The sequence below is a fragment of the Methylobacter arcticus genome (assembly GCF_050917435.1).
Classification (GTDB): domain Bacteria; phylum Pseudomonadota; class Gammaproteobacteria; order Methylococcales; family Methylomonadaceae; genus Methylobacter_A; species Methylobacter_A titanis.
Window position 1 is genome coordinate 1,521,302 of the sequence record NZ_CP159583.1, and the last position, 15,757, is coordinate 1,537,058.

Consider the following 15,757-nt stretch of genomic DNA (forward strand, 5'->3'; position numbering starts at 1 on the left):
GCTTGCAGGGCGTCGATAATTTAACCGGGGCAGATGCAGCGTTAATACATTGCTTGTTGCATTATATTGAGACTCATAGTTCAGTAAGATGGGTAGAGGAGTAACTGAAACCCATCTTTCGAATAATTTAAATTTCGATTTTCTTAGCCCGTTTTACGCACCCGCATGTTGATATTTATTATGCGGTTTTAAGTAAACATACACATGTCTTTTTTGCTGAGATATTTGTATATTATTGTTAAGTTGAGGATTTTTAGTAACAACGGCTTGTTTATTTAAGAATCGTTGATATAGTCACTACATGGCGGCGTAGTTAGGATGTTACTTTTTGAGTGCAGCCGCTGTTTCCATTAAACCCTTCTAATTTAAGCGAGTGAAAGAGGTTTTTTAAATGAAAAAAATATTATATGTGCTAATACTTTTACTGACATTTCCATCATTTGTTAATGCCAGTTCAGTGGCTGAGAATCCAGCAATAGCGGCCGATTCTATCGTCATCTTTGTGCCGAGCAAGGATCAATCGTTACTAATTACAGACCAAGAACTTATCATCGAAGGAAGTATCGCCAAGGTAGAGAAAGGTGTGGCGCCTAGTTTGATAATAATACCTGCTCATTCGTTTTTGATGCCACTCCAGACTGGAATACCCGAAAGGATGTACCAGACTGGAATACCCGAAAGGATGTATCTGAGGAAACTTACGGATCGGGATGCATATTCGCCTATGCAGCAATACATTCTATCTTTCAAAGAGAGGATGACATCCCCGCCAATTATCTCTGTCAGCATTGTTGATGAATTTGGTTCTGAAATTTTTAGCGCAGGTATCGGTCAGTACTTTCCTACATCGACCTATTATTTCAATGCCACCATCTCGTTTCCGGGAGCGTTTGTGGGAACGCCGTTCAAAGGCGACGTTTATTTTGGTGTTATTCCGCCAGAAAATAACCGGTCATTTACGTGGGTAACGGACGGCGGAGTGAACAGCCTAAAGGAGGGGCTCATACCTATCGCGCGTGATATCGGGATTTCGCAAAATTCCACATTCAGTCTATCCAGTACATTGGGGCAAAGTATTCAATACGCATTCAAAAATACCGAATCGGCTGGTATGTACTCGATTTTTGCACTGCTCGTGGCTTCCGGCGCTGACCCATCAGTCACGCGGAACTGGATTGGTATAAATATGGTGCCGTTAGTGATTGTGCGGAACGATGCGGTGATCCTCTGATATTACAATGCTATAGCAATAATGTTTAGCTATTGTGCCTACCCTCGAAACAGCAAAAAGTAATCAAGTAGAGTAAATATGTTGTTTATGCTCAACATTGTTACGCTGGAGCGGAAGTTCCCGTAATTGGCAAAAAATCCAAGTAGTTCACCTTAACCCAGACAAGATCTAAACAAAAAAGAGGCTTCCAAGGAGGTGATTATTCAGAGCACAAATCAAAGTAAGATTTAGCCGTCGAGGCGACAACTAGATTGACAATCTCCGATGAATGTTATAACGTAACTCTCGATTTCAGCTAAACGGTTTTTGTAATGAATACACCTGTCGAAGTAAGCGCTAATCCTCTCCATTCTTCAGGACACGATCATAAAAAATGTGTCAGCGAGGCATTAGGCACTGCAGAGCATTTGTGCGTAGTACGCGGGGTGCAATTAACGCCGATACGCCATCAAGTGCTGGAATTGATCTGGGAAAATCATAAAGCCGTTAAAGCTTACGAATTATTGGATCGGCTTAAGCCGCAGATGGATGCGGCAAAACCGGCGACGATTTATCGCGCCCTGGATTTTTTGATCGAACAGGGCCTGATTCATCGGGTCGAGAGCCTCAATGCCTTTGTCGGTTGCCGTTGTTCCGCCCATCAGCATGAGCAGTTGCTATTGATCTGCAATAACTGTCAGGAAGTAGAGGAACGCTCAGCACCGGAAGTCATGCAGGCGCTATCTCAGGAAATCAAACAGGCCGATTTCATTGTCCACAGCAAGGCCATCGAAATTCACGGGATATGCGCAAAATGCGCGCAAACCATGGCTGGAGAGCAACACTGATCCTGTTCTTTTTTAAAAGCAGTCAGGCTTACTGATTGTTATGTTATAACATTATTTACGATGCCGCTTTAATTCGGTTGGTAAATGATATTTTTCAGGAAACACGATTAAAAAACTATGAATAAAAAACTCGCTATCATTTTCTTATCGACCGGTGCCTTAGGCACTAACGCCAGTGCGGCTGACAATGATGTCCAGCAACTGGATGAGATGGTTGTTATTAGCTCGGGTATCAAGCATACCACGGCAAAATCAGCCAAACCGGTGACGGTGTTGACTGGCGAGCAGTTGCGCATGAGCGTGGGCACAACCATCGGCGATACGCTAAAGAATGAACTTGGCGTTACCAGTCAATCGTTCGGTTCCGGGGTCGGTACGCCGGTCATTCGTGGGCAAGCCGGGCCCAGGGTGCGGGTCATGCAGAATAGCCTGGGCAATAATGACGTGTCGTCATTAAGCCCGGATCATGCCAATGGGGTTGATCCGATTCTGGCCGAACGGATTGAAGTGTTGCGCGGACCCTCGACGCTGCTGTATGGCAGCGGCGCTATCGGCGGCGTGGTCAACGTGATCGACAACCGGATTCCCGAACAGGTTCCCGACAAGCTGATCGGCGGAGCCGGTGAGCAACGTTATGATTCGGCAACCAATGAAACGTCCAGCGCGCTTAAACTCGAAGGCGGGAAAAACGGTTTTGCTTATCATGTCGATGCTTTTTATCGTGATCAAGGCAATACTCATATTGGCGGAACGGCGATTGATGAAGCGGCCGTCCGCTTACATGATCCCAGCTTTAACAGCCTGCCAGTCGGTGAATTGCAAAATTCATCAGGATTGATTGATAACACCCATGCCCGTTCGCGCGGTGGCTCCGTCGGTTTATCGATGATAGGCGATGCCGGTTTAGCCGGTGCGTCGATCAACAGTCTGGAAAAAAACTACGGTATTCCGCCGGATGGCCATGGCGAAGCGCCGGTAAACGTCGATTTAACGCAAACCAAATATGATTTCAAGGGGCAACTCAATAAGCCGTTCGCTTTTGCCGAAGAAGTTCGGATGAAATTCGGTTATACCGACTATAAGCATGTGGAAATGGAGGGTGGTGTTGCCGGCACCACTTTTTTGAATGAATCGTTTGAAAGTCGCCTCGAACTTGAGCATCAACCTATCGGCGCGATGAAAGGCGTAACTGGTTTTCAATCCCTTAACAGCCAATTTGTAGGTTTAGGCGAAGAAGGTCAAATTATACCGAAATCTAACACTAATTCTTACGGCATTTTTGTCGTGGAGTCTCTCGAAAATGGCCCGGTAACCTATGAATTGGGCGGGCGTGTTGAGTGGCAAACGATTGATCCTGAGGGTTTGGCTAGCGTTTCTCATCTGCCGGTGAGCGGCTCCGCCTCAGCGTTATGGGATATTAACGACCAGCACCAGATGAGTCTGGGCTTTACCCATTCACAACGTGCGCCGCAAGTGCAGGAATTGTTTACTGATGGTTTTCATCATGCGACGCGCAGCTATGAACAAGGCAATGCCAATTTAACCACAGAAACGTCCAATAATATTGACTTGGGCTATCGCTTTAATGCGGCCTGGATGACAGCCGACATTAACCTGTTTCATAACTGGGTGGGCGATTATATTTATCAGCAGCGCTCTTCCGATCAATTATTTAATAAAGATGATGGCGTTTTTCAACGCTCCGGTATGGATTGCGATGAGTGCTTTCCTTTGCTGAACACCCAGCAGGCAGCCGCAATCTTTAAAGGCTTTGAAGCCCAAACCGTGTTTCCGCTGCTACAAAACCGTTACGGCGCGGTCGATCTGACCTTGTTCGGCGACTACACCCGAGGCACCTTTGAACAGGGCGGCAATGTTCCCCGTATGCCGCCGCTACGCTATGGCTTGCAACTAAGCCATGAGAAAAATGACTGGTCAACCAATGCGCGCTTGACCCGTGGTGAGGCGCAAACCCATGCCGGCGAAAATGAGACCAGTACGGCGTCTTATCTATTGCTCAATTTGGGTGCCCAGTACCGCTTAGCGAGCTTTGGCGATTCGGAAATGCTGCTGTTTGCAAAAGGCAAGAACATGCTGAATGAAAATATCCGCAATTCCACCTCGTATCTGCGTAATTTCGCTCCGGAACCAGGACGCAGTGCTGAGTTAGGTATTCGGGTTAGTTACTAATTACAGCGGTTTCAATTTTGATGAGTAACTATTAAAAGGCTATGTCACCATTAAGTAATAAAACAACATTGTCGCTGGGGTGCAGGCTTCGCCTGCATTGGCAAGCACCAAAAGTAGGTGCTTTAGGCGAAGCTTGCACTCCCGTCACACCATAGTTTCAATAGGCATAGTGGTTATTTTAGTAATTAACTGAATTTGAAAATGCTGTAATAGAGCAGTCACTTTGTAGAGAGCCAAGAAAAACTTGAGTATTTGTCGGGCGAATTCATGCATGGCTATTTCTGCCATGCATCTTTCGGGTAAATCAGCCGCTACACAATATTTCATGGGTAATTTTATTTCAGGCACGTTACTTGATATGAAATGTTATGTTATAACATCATAAATTGATCAATCTTCTTTAACACACAATATGCAAACCAAACAACTACCCGTCACGGTTCTGTCAGGATTTTTAGGCGCAGGCAAAACCACGCTACTCAATTACATTCTCGCCAACCGAGAGGGCTTAAAAATAGCCGTGATCGTTAATGACATGAGCGAAATCAACATTGATGCCGCGCTCGTTAAAAATGAGGTTACCCTCAATCGCGCTGAAGAAAAACTGGTGGAAATGAGCAACGGCTGCATCTGCTGCACCTTGCGTGAAGACTTGCTGATAGAAGTCGGGCAGCTAGCTAAAGAAGGGCGTTTTGATTATTTGCTGATTGAATCGACTGGTATCGCAGAGCCTATGCCGATTGCCGAAACCTTTACTTTTCGGGATGAAGATGGCCTGAGTTTGTCGGATATTTCCAGACTGGACACGATGGTGACGGTGGTCGATGCGGTTAACTTCATGCGAGATTACCTCGAAGCGCAATCATTGAAAGACATCAATGCCGAACTGGGCATTGATGATGAACGCAACATTGCCGATTTACTGGTCGAGCAAGTTGAATTCAGCAACGTGATTCTGATTTCTAAAGCCGATTTGGTGTGCATCGACGAACTGGCGAATTTAACAGCCATTCTTAAATCCTTAAATCGCGACGCTGAAATTATCCCGATGATGATGGGGCAAGTGCCTCTACAAAAAATCATCAACACCGGACGCTTCAATTTCGAACAAGCCGAGCAAGCGTCGGGTTGGCTGCAAGAAATACGCGGCAGCCATATTCCGGAAACCGAAGAGTACGGTATTTCGAGCTTTGTGTACGCCGCCCGCAAGCCGTTTCATCCTGAGCGATTTTACGATTATTTGCATCGTGAGGATTGGTATAACGGCACTTTGCTACGTTCCAAAGGCTTTTTCTGGCTGGCCTCGCGGCCCGAGTGGGTAGGTAACTGGTCCCAAGCGGGCGGCACCATGCAACATGGATGTGCTGGCCGTTGGTGGGCGTCGGTGCCGGAAGCAGAGTGGCCGGAAGAATATATCACTGACATTCGCGCTAATTGGCAAGCGCCTTTTGGCGACTGTCGTCAGGAGCTCGTCTTCATCGGCCAAAATATCGACATTGACCAAGCGCGTCAGGAATTGGATCAGTGCTTATTGAGCGATACTGAATTATCTGCCGGTGCAGAGGCATGGCAAACCTACCGGGATAATTTCCCGGCCTGGCTAGTTGATGAACACTCTTGATCACACAGTTCATGCACTGGGAGCGCTGTTGTTGATTAGCTTGGGTGTGTTATCGCTCCGGATTGAGAACAAGCGTTTAAAGCGGATTGTTTCCAATTTATTCGTTTTAGTGCTGGCCGTGTTATTAGCCGATGTATTAATACATCGGCTGCCCAATGCCATTGCCAGTTTCATTTATAGCTCACGCCATAATTTTTTATGTGCCCCAAAACTTTATTAGTTAATGAAAAGCTATGAATCTAACCTTTGAAACTTACGCTGGTGCTATCGGCGCGAGCTTTTTAGTCAGTCTTACTTCAATGAGTGGCATGTTTGCGTTCTGGATTGAGCCGGAACGGCTTAAACGCATCATTCCTTATTTAGTCGCACTGGCAGTGGGGGTATTGTTGGGCGATGCGTTTATTCACCTGATTCCCGATGCGGTCGCCAGGCAAGGCTCAATTTCCACGGTCTGTTTAACGGTATTATTAGGGATGTTGTTATTTTTTGTGCTGGAAAAACTGGTGCGTTGGCGGCATGACCATCATGTCGATGTGCTCGGCCAACAACATGATATTCGCCCGATTGCCAAGATGAATCTGATGGGTGATGCCGTGCATAATTTTGTCGATGGGATTTTGATTGGCGGCAGTTTTTTGGTCGATCCCGTACTGGGCTTTACTACGACGCTGGCAATTATTGCCCATGAAATCCCGCAAGAAATCGGCGATGTCGGTGCACTGATGTATGGCGGTTATTCACCGGAAAAAGCCGTGCTGTACAACTTTTATTGCTCGCTGACGGTGGTGGCAGGTGCTGTTTTTACCCTGTTGTTCAGCCAACTGGCGGAATCGTCGTTAGTTTTCTTGCTGCCGATAGCTGCGGGTGGCTTTATCTATATTGCCGCCACCGACATGATACCGGCGTTGCATGAACATTCCACGATAGCCAATTTGGTGGGACAAACCATTATCTTTGGCTTAGGCATTGGCTTTATGCAGTCAATTATCATGCTGGAACACACTTTACTGAGTCAATGAGGGCCGTCATGGTTGCTACCGAACAATATTTAATAACGCCAGTTTCCCGTGCTTATCATTCTAATAACTTGGCGGATTTAGCCCAGATTTATCACCCCGTCATCAATCTTTGCGTGGTAGAGCGTCAAGTTGATAATGAGTTGAAAAGCTTTGTTGCGCATTTGTTAAAACTTCCCAATCCAATCAGTTTTGTTGAAAGCATTGATTTTGCATCGTTCAATTTCTTTAGCTTGCTACCTCAAACAGGGCATTTACCGGGTTATCGCGCATTTTGCAAAGACGTGGCCAGTTTAACGGCGCTTTATTGTGATTTATTCGAACTGGAGCGGGTTGGTTTGCGTTTGCGCACCTTGGATAACGCCATGTGCCCGAGATTTCATGTTGACTCGGTGACCTGCAGGATGGTTTGCACCTACGGAGATATTGGCACCGAGTGGCTGGAAGAGGCTTATGTCGACCGGCATAAACTGGCTGGCGGGTCAGGCGGTTTAAGTGATGAACTTTCGGGTCTGATTATGGATACGAATGTCATACAAACCATACCGGCCTATGCAATTGGTTTACTTAAAGGGTCCTATTGGGAAGGCAATGAGCAACATGGCGCAGTGCATCGCTCGCCACAATTACCATCAGGCGCGTCAAGACGCTTATTGTTAACGCTCGATTTTGGCTGAGATTCACACCGTAACTTCTCATTTTACGGATTAATTTGCTTGTATTCATTGCCGAAAATAATTCTTTATAACCTCTATACTGGAGAATCCAATGTTTGATTCCAATCGCTCCACACCTGTACCCGTAACCATTTTGACCGGGTTTTTAGGCGCAGGAAAAACCACGCTGTTAAACCGTATTTTGTCCGAGGAACATGGCCAACGCATTGCCGTCATTGAAAATGAATTTGGTGAAGCAGGGATTGATAACGACCTGCTCATTCAGGGTGAAGAGCAGATCGTTGAAATGAACAACGGCTGCATTTGTTGCACGGTGCGCGGTGATCTGGTGCGCATTTTGGGCGAGCTGGCCGAAAAACGCGAAAACGGCTTGCTGCATTTTGAACGGGTCATTATTGAAACCACGGGGCTTGCAGACCCCGCGCCCGTCGCCCAAACGTTTTTTGTGGAACGGGATATTGGTGAGTATTATTTGCTCGATGCGATTATTACCGTCGTCGATGCCAAACATGCCCTTAAACAACTTGATGATAACCATGAGGCGGAAGAGCAGGTAGGCTTTGCCGATCGTTTGTTATTATCCAAAACCGATTTGATCACGCCGGAACAACTGGCCGCCTTGGAAGCGCGATTACGCACCATCAATGCCCGTGCGCCGATTGCCCATGCTCATTTTGGTGAAACCGACATCAGTGAAATTCTCGATATACGTGGCTTTAATCTCAACGCCATTCTGGAAATTGAGCCCGATTTTCTGGACGATGTCAGCCATGAACACGATGCAGGTATCACTTCTTTTGTGTATCGCACCGACCAGGCATTTGATGCGGCAAAAATCATCGGCTTTATGGATGTGATGATCAGGGATTACGGTAACGATTTATTGCGCTATAAAGGTATCGTGCATATCGCAGGCTGTGATCGTAAAGTAATTTACCAAGGCGTACACATGTTATTGGCAGACAGTATTGGCGTACCTTGGGAAGTCAATGAAATTCGCCAGTCGGTGCTGGTCTTTATCGGGCGCAACCTGCCTAAGCAAGAAATACATGATGCATTAGACAGTTGCAGGGTATCAACATGCTAACGCGCTTAACAGGCGGGCGGATTTTTGATCCCGCTCAAGGTTTGAATGGCGCGGTTCAGGATCTGTTTATACGCGGTGGTGTGATTATATCCGCGCCCGATTCAGGTGAAACGATTACCGCTGATTATAATGTCTCCGGCAAAGTCGTTATGGCGGGCGCGATTGATATTCACAGTCACATTGCCGGTGGCAACGTCAATACCGCGCGTTTGTTGTTACCTGAACAACACCGCAACTTTATGGCGCGAAAATTAGGTCATGCCTTTAGTACCGCGCGTTGGTCAACCACGGAAATCGGCTATCGCTATGCGCAGATGGGTTACACCACTGTGGTTGAACCTGCAGTATTGCCCGCCAATGCCCTGGATGCGCATTTACAAATGGCGGATATTCCGATTATTGACACAGCAGGTCTGGCAATTCTCGGTAACGATGATTTTTTACTGCGGCTAATGCGCGGCAGAGCCAGCCAAAACCAAATCAACGATTATGTAGCCTGGACCTTACATGCGACCCGTTGTCTCGGTTTAAAGGTGATTAATGCCGGTGGCGCCAATGCCTTCAAATCGAATGCACGCAGTTTTGATCTGGATGACGTGGTGCCGGATTATGGCGTCAGTTCCCGGCACATTTTGCAAACGCTGCAACGCGCAGCTTGCGAGATTCAACTGCCGCATCCGGTGCATGTGCATTGCAATAACTTGGGCATTCCCGGCAATGTCGATACCGCTATCGCCACCATGGAAGCCGCGCAAGGCTTGCCGATGCACCTGGCGCATATTCAGTTTTATGGTTATGGAGCGGAAGGCGTCCGAGGCTTTTCATCGGCGGCGGCCAAATTGATTGACGGCTTTAACAAGCATCGCAACATCACTATGGATGTCGGTCAGGTGATTTTTGGCCAGACAGTGACCATTTCCGGCGACGTGATTGCCCAGTACAGCCGCCGTCATGACGCTTCGCCCAACAAATGGGTGGTCTGGGATGCCGAATGCGAAGGCAGTGGCGGCGTTGTTCCGTACCGTTATCAGGAAAAAAGTTTTGTGAATAGCCTGCAATGGCTGATTGGCCTGGAAATTTTCTTACTGGCCGAAGACCCGTGGCGCTTGTTTTTTACTACCGATCATCCCAATGGCGGGCCGTTTACGCGCTATCCGTATTTGATCCGGTTGTTGATGGATTATGATTTTCGTCTGGAATGTATGGCCAGGCTAAATCAGGAAGCAGTGTCCATGAGCTTGTTAAAAGACTTGAAAAAAGAGTTTTCGCTCTATGAAATTGCTGTTATGACCCGCACCGCCGCCGCGCGACTATTGGGGCTGCATGATCGCGGGCATTTAATGCCCGGCGCCATTGCCGATATTGCCGTCTACAGCGAGCAAGCCGACAAGGAAGCCATGTTTACGGCGGCTGATTTGTTGTTCAAGAACGGCGAACTGGTGGTTAAACAGGGCGTTATTTGGCAACGCCGTCAGGGGACAACACAAACCATACAAGCGCAGTTTCATCCGCATATCAAACGCGACATTCAAGCCTATTACGACCGCTTTTATAATCTGAGCCTGGATAACTTCAAAGTGGAGGATGTGAGTTTCAGACAAGCCGATAGCGAGCGTTTTGTCAGCCATGATTGCGGACAAGCTTATCTTGCGCCAGGCGCGAGCTTAAAACAACCCCTATAAATAAACCATGAACCATTACAACTTGTCCTCACCCGCTAAAGCCATTGAACGCATACCCGTGTTCATAATCAGCGGGTTTCTGGGCAGCGGCAAAACCACTTTACTCAATCGTTTATTGAGCCATGCGCCCAAATCTGCGGTCATCATCAATGAATTTGGCACTACCCCGATCGATCAACAATTACTGCGCGAGCACCAAGTACCGTTATCAACTTTAGTGGGTGGTTGCTTGTGTTGTCAGGTGATAGGTTCGTTAACACCTTTACTCAAAAATCTACGCATGGCCTGGGATTCCGGCAATAGACCTTTCGAGCGTGTGATCATCGAAACCAGCGGCGTTGCCAATCCTGAACCCGTGCTGGATATTTTGTTAAGAGAACGTTGGCTAGCTAAGCGATATAGCTTGCAAGGTGTTATTACTACCGTTTCAGCGGTCATGGATGAAGCTCATTTTGGCTACTTTCCTGAAGTTCAAGCGCAAATCGCCTGGGCAGACACGGTGGTAATGACGCAAACCGATTTGGCGACAGCCGAACAAATTGAGCGCATCAGTGCGCGCCTGGATCAATTGGCCCCCGCTGCAACCCGATTGACCGCTGTGAAAGGGGCGCTTGATTCCGATGTATTGCTGAATTTTCCCCAGAAATTCAGGCGACTGCGGGATACTGAACGGCCCGATTTACCCGATCACGGTTTTAGCAGCATCACCTTGCAGCTTGAGCATCCGCTACCGTGGGAACGGTTACAAAAAGCGCTGGAATACCTGGTCTCGCACTATCCTAAACAGCTGGTCCGCTTAAAAGGCATGGTTTACACGCCGGAGCAAAACCAACCCTTACTGGTGCAGGGAGCAGCTGGAAGGCTTTATCCGGTAACGTGGCTGCCGACAAGGGTTTCTGATGATGGCATTGGGCGACTGATCATTATTACCCACGGTGAAATAAAAGGCTTAGCGGAAGATCTGATGGTGCAATTGCGCAGTGAATCAGTAGTGGAAACCAAGGCTCAGCGCTGATAGTTTTTTATCGCCTATCAAAGAACAGGCTTGACGAATGCGCGTAATCTTATAGAATACGCGGCTCGAACTGCGGAGCGGTAGTTCAGTTGGTTAGAATACCGGCCTGTCACGCCGGTGGTCACGGGTTCGAGCCCCGTTCGCTCCGCCATCTCCAGGCATGATTTCACTGCCGATAAAAAACAATCCGCCGTAAACTGCCGGCAAGTTTTTGCATCAAGCGTAACTGATTGGCCGCCTTGGTCAGATCATTTATGATTTTATCGTCAAAATTAGCGTTTTTTTGAAATCATCCCGATAGTTATGCTGTAAAATTACTGTTTTTTGATCTTAGCTTTCAGATGACCATCAGGCTACCCGTACCGCGTATCGCATTAACTCCCGGAGAACCCGCCGGCATAGGTCCCGACCTTTGTATTCAGCTTGCACAGCAGGATTTACCCTGCGAAATCATCGTTATAGCCAGTCCGAAATTATTGGCAGAGCGCGCCGCACAGTTAGGTTTGCCGCTACAGATAAAAGAGTTTGACAGCTCTTCGCCTGCTGCGGCCCAGACTGCCGGATGCTTGACGGTATTGCCGGTGGAACTGCCAGAGCCGGTTCAGTGCGGACAATTGAATCCGGCCAATAGCCGTTATGTGTTGAAAACCATCACCAAAGCGACCAGATGCTGCATGGATGCGGTTTTTGATGCGATGGTCACCGGTCCAGTCCACAAGGGTATTATCAACGATGCGGGTCTGCCTTTTAGCGGACATACCGAATTTATTGCCGACATTACCGGCGGACATCCGGTGATGATGCTGGCAACGCCGGGTTTGCGGGTGGCGTTGGTGACGACGCATCTGCCGCTGTCGGAAGTCAGTTCAGCCATTACCCATACCCGCTTACGAGCGGTTATTCGGGTGCTGGATCACGAACTGAGAACACGCTTCGGCATAGATTTTCCTAAAATACTGGTGTGCGGGCTTAATCCGCATGCCGGTGAAAACGGTCATTTGGGCAGGGAAGAAATCGACATTATCGAACCGGTACTTGATACCTTTCGCAAACAGGGCTTGAATCTGCATGGGCCGTTACCGGCTGACACGCTGTTCACCGACAAGTATCTGGCTACGGCGGATGCGGTCTTGGCGATGTATCACGATCAGGGTCTGCCGGTGCTTAAATATATCGGATTCGGGAAAGCTGTCAATATTACGCTGGGGCTACCGGTTATCCGCACTTCGGTTGACCACGGCACGGCGCTGGATCTTGCCGGCAGCGGTAAGGCCGATTTAGGCAGTCTTCAGTTTGCCTTGCAAACTGCATTAACCATGATTACGCAATAAACAAATAAAATGGCACATACTCCGCGCAAGCGCTTCGGTCAGAATTTTCTTCATGACCACAATATTATTTACAATATTATCTCCAGCATTCAGGCTATTCCTGACCAACATTGGGTCGAGATAGGGCCGGGGCAGGGTGCATTGACCGAGCCGTTACTGAACGAAAAAGTGCGGTTGGACGTAGTTGAGCTTGACCGGGATCTGGTGGTTTTGCTCAGGGAGAAGTTCAAGCACTATCCTAAGCTGAAAATTCACAGCGCCGATGCCTTAAAGTTCGATTTTTCGGCGCTGGCTGGTGAGGGGCAAAAACTGCGCATTATTGGCAATTTGCCCTATAACATTTCAACGCCGCTGATGTTCCATTTGCTGGATAACGCTTATTGCATCGAAGATATGCATTTCATGCTGCAAAAGGAAGTGGTTGACCGAATTTGCGCGGCTCCTGGCAGTAAAAAGTACGGCAGGCTTAGCGTCATGATGCAATATTTTTGCGAAACTGAGATGTTATTCGAAGTGCCTCCGGAAAGCTTCGACCCGGCCCCACAGGTAATGTCTGCTATCGTCAGATTGGTGCCGCATCTGCAACCGCCTGTTGTGGTGAATGATATGGCAAAGCTCAATCGGGTGGTCACGCAGGCGTTTTCTCAGCGGCGCAAAACCTTGCGTAATTCGCTGAAAAAACTCATTGCCGAGGAAGAAATTGTCGCCTTGGGAATAAACCCGGTATTAAGGGCCGAAAGCATTACGCTGGCCGAGTTTGCAAGCTTGAGTAATCTGTTGCAAGACTTGTAGTGAGCATCGCGTACTAGGGTTCCCAAGCTCCCGAGACTGTGAAAGTATTCATATTTAGAAAATAACCACGAAGAACACGAAGTTTTTAATACCTTGAATTAATGCTGTTGTTTTCTCCGTGTCCTTCGTGTTCTCTGTGGTAAATAATTTTTTCAGCTCGATCTGGATAATACTTTCACAGTCTCTCTAGCTTGGGAGCCAGCGCCAGTGTTTTTCTTCATATCCTTCGTGGTGAAAATTCTTTTCAAACAGAAAAGCTCTCGCCGCAACCGCAGGTGCCTTTTACATTCGGGTTGTTGAACTGGAAGGCTTCGTTAATGCCTTCCCGGCGATAATCCAACTCTATACCGTCGACAAATTCCAGGTCGTTTGCGGCTACGATGACTTTTACGGCGAAATTTTCAAACACCGCATCGCCTTCATTCAGCGTATCGGCGTAATCAATCGTATAAGCATATCCAGAGCAACCGGATTGCTTTACGCCCAGCTTTAAGCCTAAGCCTTTACCGCGTTTTTCCAGTTGTTTTTTGATTTGCCTAGCGGCACTTTCAGTTAATGAGACAGACATACAACCTCTTTATCTTGTTAAGGAGTTTACTTGTTTAATAAATTCAATGACTTCATTTTCAGTGTTGGCTTTGCCTAAACTGATGCGAATTGCGCTTTTTGCTTGGGCAGGATCAATGCCCATGGCAACCAAAACCGGACTGGCTTCTCTGATGCCGCTGGCGCAGGCTGAGCCGCTAGATACGGCAATGCCTTTTTGATCCAGCTGCATCAGCAGCATTTCACCATCGATACCGTGGATGCCTACCTGCACGGTATTGGGTAATCGTTCTGCCTGCTCTGCAAAAACTGTCAGGCCGGGCATAGCGCTTAAGCCATGTTCCAGCAGTGTCCTGAGTTTTAGCAAATGTGCCTGGCGTTCGGCAAGTTCTAATTTGGCAAGTTCTGCCGCCTTACCAAAACCGACGATAGCGGCGACATTTTCAGTCCCTGCTCTGAGTCCTTGTTCCTGTCCGCCACCTAACAAGATGGGTTTTATGGCTACAGATTTTTCAAAGACTAGCGCGCCGCAGCCTTTTGGTCCGTAGATTTTATGACTGGACAGCGACATCAAATGCGCGCCGAGCCGATTGAAATCGACCGGGATTTTTCCCAGCGCCTGCACGGCATCGGTATGAACCTTGATGCCGTGCGTTTTTAGCTGGTCGGCATAGTGTTCGATATTCTGTATTGCGCCGGTTTCGTTATTGGCCAGCATTATCGAAACCAGACTAGGTTTTAGCGAAATCACTTCGTCGATAGCATCCTGCGGAATCTGTCCGTTTGCATCAACATCAAGTAGGGTCAGCGGATGTCCCATACTTTGCAGATGCAGGGCAGGCTCAATAACTGAAGGATGTTCAGTGGCTGAAACCGCGAGTCCGGCCTGAGGAGCCAGCGTTGCCAAAGCCAGATTGTTGGCTTCGGTGCCGCCGCTGGTAAAAATAATTTGCCCCGGTTGGGCGCCAATCAGAGCTGCAAGCTGTTCACGCGCAGCATCGATAGCGCTACGACAGGCTCTGCCGTGGCGATATAAGCTGGAAGGATTTCCGTAGAATGTTTTCAGGAAAGGCAGCATAGCGTCGAAAACGCGATCATCTATCGGTGTGGTCGCGTTATGATCAAAGTAAATCATTTATATCACCAAGGATGGTGTGTATGCCGCAAGACTGTCGGGAGCAGTCGCGGCGCAAGCATTAGTCGGGATGACGATAAATTTCAATAGTGTGCTGCGCATTGTGATCCTGTCTTTTGGCGACGTCTTGAACCTGATTTTTTTCTAATAGGTCGGCTAAAGAAATATCCTCCAAATAATCTCTAATCTGTTCACCCAATCCCACCCACAGGTCATGTGTTAAACAGGTTTGCTCTTTCTGGCAGTTGGCTTCGCCACCACATTTAGTTGAATCAAGCGATTCATCGACAGCGGTGATAATCTCGGCAATATTAATATCGCTGGTTTTACGACACAGTTTGTAACCGCCGCCAGGGCCGCGGACACCTTTTACCATGCCTGCCCGGCGTAAACGGGCAAACAGTTGTTCCAGATAAGATAAGGAAATGGTTTGACGAGTCGCAATATCCGTCAATGTTACTGGCTTGATTTGACTGTGAAAAGCCAAGTCGAGCATTGCAGTGACCGCATAGCGACCTTTAGTAGTTAAGCGCACAATAGTATCCTCTATAAATACCGTTAAGATATTATTACTATACTTAACCTAGTAAATTAGTCAACTATTATG

15 protein-coding genes and 1 tRNA gene are annotated in these 15,757 nt (G+C 47.7%); 12 read left to right on the top strand and 4 right to left on the bottom strand.

The annotated features are described in order from the left end of the window. The first annotated feature begins 391 nt into the window (after nt 1-391). The 3 genes from ABXJ76_RS07320 (at nt 392) to ABXJ76_RS07330 (ending at nt 4,248) form a co-directional block, all read left to right on the top strand. Nucleotides 392-1,231 (top strand): hypothetical protein, encoded by an 840-nt coding sequence (locus ABXJ76_RS07320; protein WP_432745604.1) that lies wholly within the window; start codon nt 392-394, stop codon nt 1,229-1,231. A gap of 311 nt (nt 1,232-1,542) precedes the next feature. Next, the gene (locus ABXJ76_RS07325; RefSeq protein WP_432745606.1) at nt 1,543-2,058 is read left to right on the top strand and encodes a transcriptional repressor; all 516 of its coding nucleotides are present in this window, start codon (nt 1,543-1,545) and stop codon (nt 2,056-2,058) included. 117 nt (nt 2,059-2,175) lie between these two features. Further along, nucleotides 2,176-4,248, top strand: a complete 2,073-nt coding sequence (locus tag ABXJ76_RS07330; RefSeq protein ID WP_432745608.1) for a TonB-dependent receptor — start codon at nt 2,176-2,178, stop codon at nt 4,246-4,248. 144 nt (nt 4,249-4,392) lie between these two features. On the opposite strand, the gene ABXJ76_RS07335 is transcribed toward ABXJ76_RS07330, so the two are convergent. Beyond that, a complete protein-coding gene (locus ABXJ76_RS07335) occupies nt 4,393-4,575 on the bottom strand; it encodes a hypothetical protein (RefSeq protein WP_432745610.1) in 183 nt (60 codons plus the stop codon). 85 nt (nt 4,576-4,660) lie between these two features. Between ABXJ76_RS07335 and zigA the strand changes: the two genes are divergently transcribed. The 9 genes from zigA (at nt 4,661) to rsmA (ending at nt 13,469) form a co-directional block, all read left to right on the top strand. Beyond that, nucleotides 4,661-5,869, top strand: coding sequence for a zinc metallochaperone GTPase ZigA (zigA, locus tag ABXJ76_RS07340; protein ID WP_432745612.1), 1,209 nt, complete (start codon nt 4,661-4,663; stop codon nt 5,867-5,869). A gap of 233 nt (nt 5,870-6,102) precedes the next feature. Further along, on the top strand, nt 6,103-6,888 hold the full coding sequence (locus ABXJ76_RS07345; RefSeq protein ID WP_432745614.1) for a ZIP family metal transporter: 786 nt from the start codon (nt 6,103-6,105) through the stop codon (nt 6,886-6,888). A gap of 8 nt (nt 6,889-6,896) precedes the next feature. Then, a complete protein-coding gene (locus ABXJ76_RS07350; protein WP_432745616.1) occupies nt 6,897-7,562 on the top strand; it encodes a DUF1826 domain-containing protein in 666 nt (221 codons plus the stop codon). A 91-nt stretch (nt 7,563-7,653) separates the two neighbouring features. Further along, the gene (locus ABXJ76_RS07355; protein WP_432745618.1) at nt 7,654-8,649 is read left to right on the top strand and encodes a CobW family GTP-binding protein; all 996 of its coding nucleotides are present in this window, start codon (nt 7,654-7,656) and stop codon (nt 8,647-8,649) included. Beyond that, complete coding sequence (locus tag ABXJ76_RS07360; protein ID WP_432745620.1) at nt 8,643-10,331, top strand: formylmethanofuran dehydrogenase subunit A; 1,689 nt, start codon at nt 8,643-8,645, stop codon at nt 10,329-10,331. Before ABXJ76_RS07355 ends, ABXJ76_RS07360 begins: the two co-directional genes overlap by 7 nt. Nucleotides 10,332-10,338: 7 nt before the next feature. Then, nucleotides 10,339-11,346, top strand: coding sequence for a CobW family GTP-binding protein (locus tag ABXJ76_RS07365; protein ID WP_432745622.1), 1,008 nt, complete (start codon nt 10,339-10,341; stop codon nt 11,344-11,346). Between the two features lie 74 nt (nt 11,347-11,420). Then, a tRNA-Asp gene (locus ABXJ76_RS07370) sits at nt 11,421-11,497 on the top strand. 190 nt (nt 11,498-11,687) lie between these two features. Further along, complete coding sequence (gene pdxA, locus ABXJ76_RS07375) at nt 11,688-12,677, top strand: 4-hydroxythreonine-4-phosphate dehydrogenase PdxA (RefSeq protein ID WP_432745625.1); 990 nt, start codon at nt 11,688-11,690, stop codon at nt 12,675-12,677. A 9-nt stretch (nt 12,678-12,686) separates the two neighbouring features. Beyond that, on the top strand, nt 12,687-13,469 hold the full coding sequence (gene rsmA, locus ABXJ76_RS07380) for a 16S rRNA (adenine(1518)-N(6)/adenine(1519)-N(6))-dimethyltransferase RsmA (protein ID WP_432745626.1): 783 nt from the start codon (nt 12,687-12,689) through the stop codon (nt 13,467-13,469). 244 nt (nt 13,470-13,713) lie between these two features. Here rsmA and ABXJ76_RS07385 read toward each other — a convergent pair whose 3' ends face one another. From ABXJ76_RS07385 to iscR, 3 genes are all read right to left on the bottom strand, one after another. Then, the gene (locus ABXJ76_RS07385; protein WP_432745627.1) at nt 13,714-14,037 is read right to left on the bottom strand and encodes a HesB/IscA family protein; all 324 of its coding nucleotides are present in this window, start codon (nt 14,035-14,037) and stop codon (nt 13,714-13,716) included. A 9-nt stretch (nt 14,038-14,046) separates the two neighbouring features. Further along, nucleotides 14,047-15,150 (bottom strand): cysteine desulfurase family protein, encoded by a 1,104-nt coding sequence (locus ABXJ76_RS07390; protein ID WP_432745629.1) that lies wholly within the window; start codon nt 15,148-15,150, stop codon nt 14,047-14,049. 61 nt (nt 15,151-15,211) lie between these two features. Beyond that, nucleotides 15,212-15,685: a Fe-S cluster assembly transcriptional regulator IscR gene (gene iscR, locus ABXJ76_RS07395; RefSeq protein WP_432745631.1), complete on the bottom strand. Its 474-nt coding sequence runs from the start codon at nt 15,683-15,685 to the stop codon at nt 15,212-15,214. Between the last annotated feature and the right edge of the window lie 72 nt (nt 15,686-15,757).

Excerpts from the sequence above, each read along its gene's own strand:
- ABXJ76_RS07320 (WP_432745604.1), top strand. The coding sequence starts at position 392 with ATGAAAAAAATATTATATGTGCTAATACTTTTACTGACATTTCCATCA.
- ABXJ76_RS07325 (WP_432745606.1), top strand. The coding sequence starts at position 1,543 with ATGAATACACCTGTCGAAGTAAGCGCTAATCCTCTCCATTCTTCAGGA.
- ABXJ76_RS07330 (WP_432745608.1), top strand. The coding sequence starts at position 2,176 with ATGAATAAAAAACTCGCTATCATTTTCTTATCGACCGGTGCCTTAGGC.
- ABXJ76_RS07335 (WP_432745610.1), bottom strand. The coding sequence starts at position 4,575 with ATGAAATATTGTGTAGCGGCTGATTTACCCGAAAGATGCATGGCAGAA.
- zigA (WP_432745612.1), top strand. The coding sequence starts at position 4,661 with ATGCAAACCAAACAACTACCCGTCACGGTTCTGTCAGGATTTTTAGGC.
- ABXJ76_RS07345 (WP_432745614.1), top strand. The coding sequence starts at position 6,103 with ATGAATCTAACCTTTGAAACTTACGCTGGTGCTATCGGCGCGAGCTTT.
- ABXJ76_RS07350 (WP_432745616.1), top strand. The coding sequence starts at position 6,897 with ATGGTTGCTACCGAACAATATTTAATAACGCCAGTTTCCCGTGCTTAT.
- ABXJ76_RS07355 (WP_432745618.1), top strand. The coding sequence starts at position 7,654 with ATGTTTGATTCCAATCGCTCCACACCTGTACCCGTAACCATTTTGACC.
- ABXJ76_RS07360 (WP_432745620.1), top strand. The coding sequence starts at position 8,643 with ATGCTAACGCGCTTAACAGGCGGGCGGATTTTTGATCCCGCTCAAGGT.
- ABXJ76_RS07365 (WP_432745622.1), top strand. The coding sequence starts at position 10,339 with ATGAACCATTACAACTTGTCCTCACCCGCTAAAGCCATTGAACGCATA.
- pdxA (WP_432745625.1), top strand. The coding sequence starts at position 11,688 with ATGACCATCAGGCTACCCGTACCGCGTATCGCATTAACTCCCGGAGAA.
- rsmA (WP_432745626.1), top strand. The coding sequence starts at position 12,687 with ATGGCACATACTCCGCGCAAGCGCTTCGGTCAGAATTTTCTTCATGAC.
- ABXJ76_RS07385 (WP_432745627.1), bottom strand. The coding sequence starts at position 14,037 with ATGTCTGTCTCATTAACTGAAAGTGCCGCTAGGCAAATCAAAAAACAA.
- ABXJ76_RS07390 (WP_432745629.1), bottom strand. The coding sequence starts at position 15,150 with ATGATTTACTTTGATCATAACGCGACCACACCGATAGATGATCGCGTT.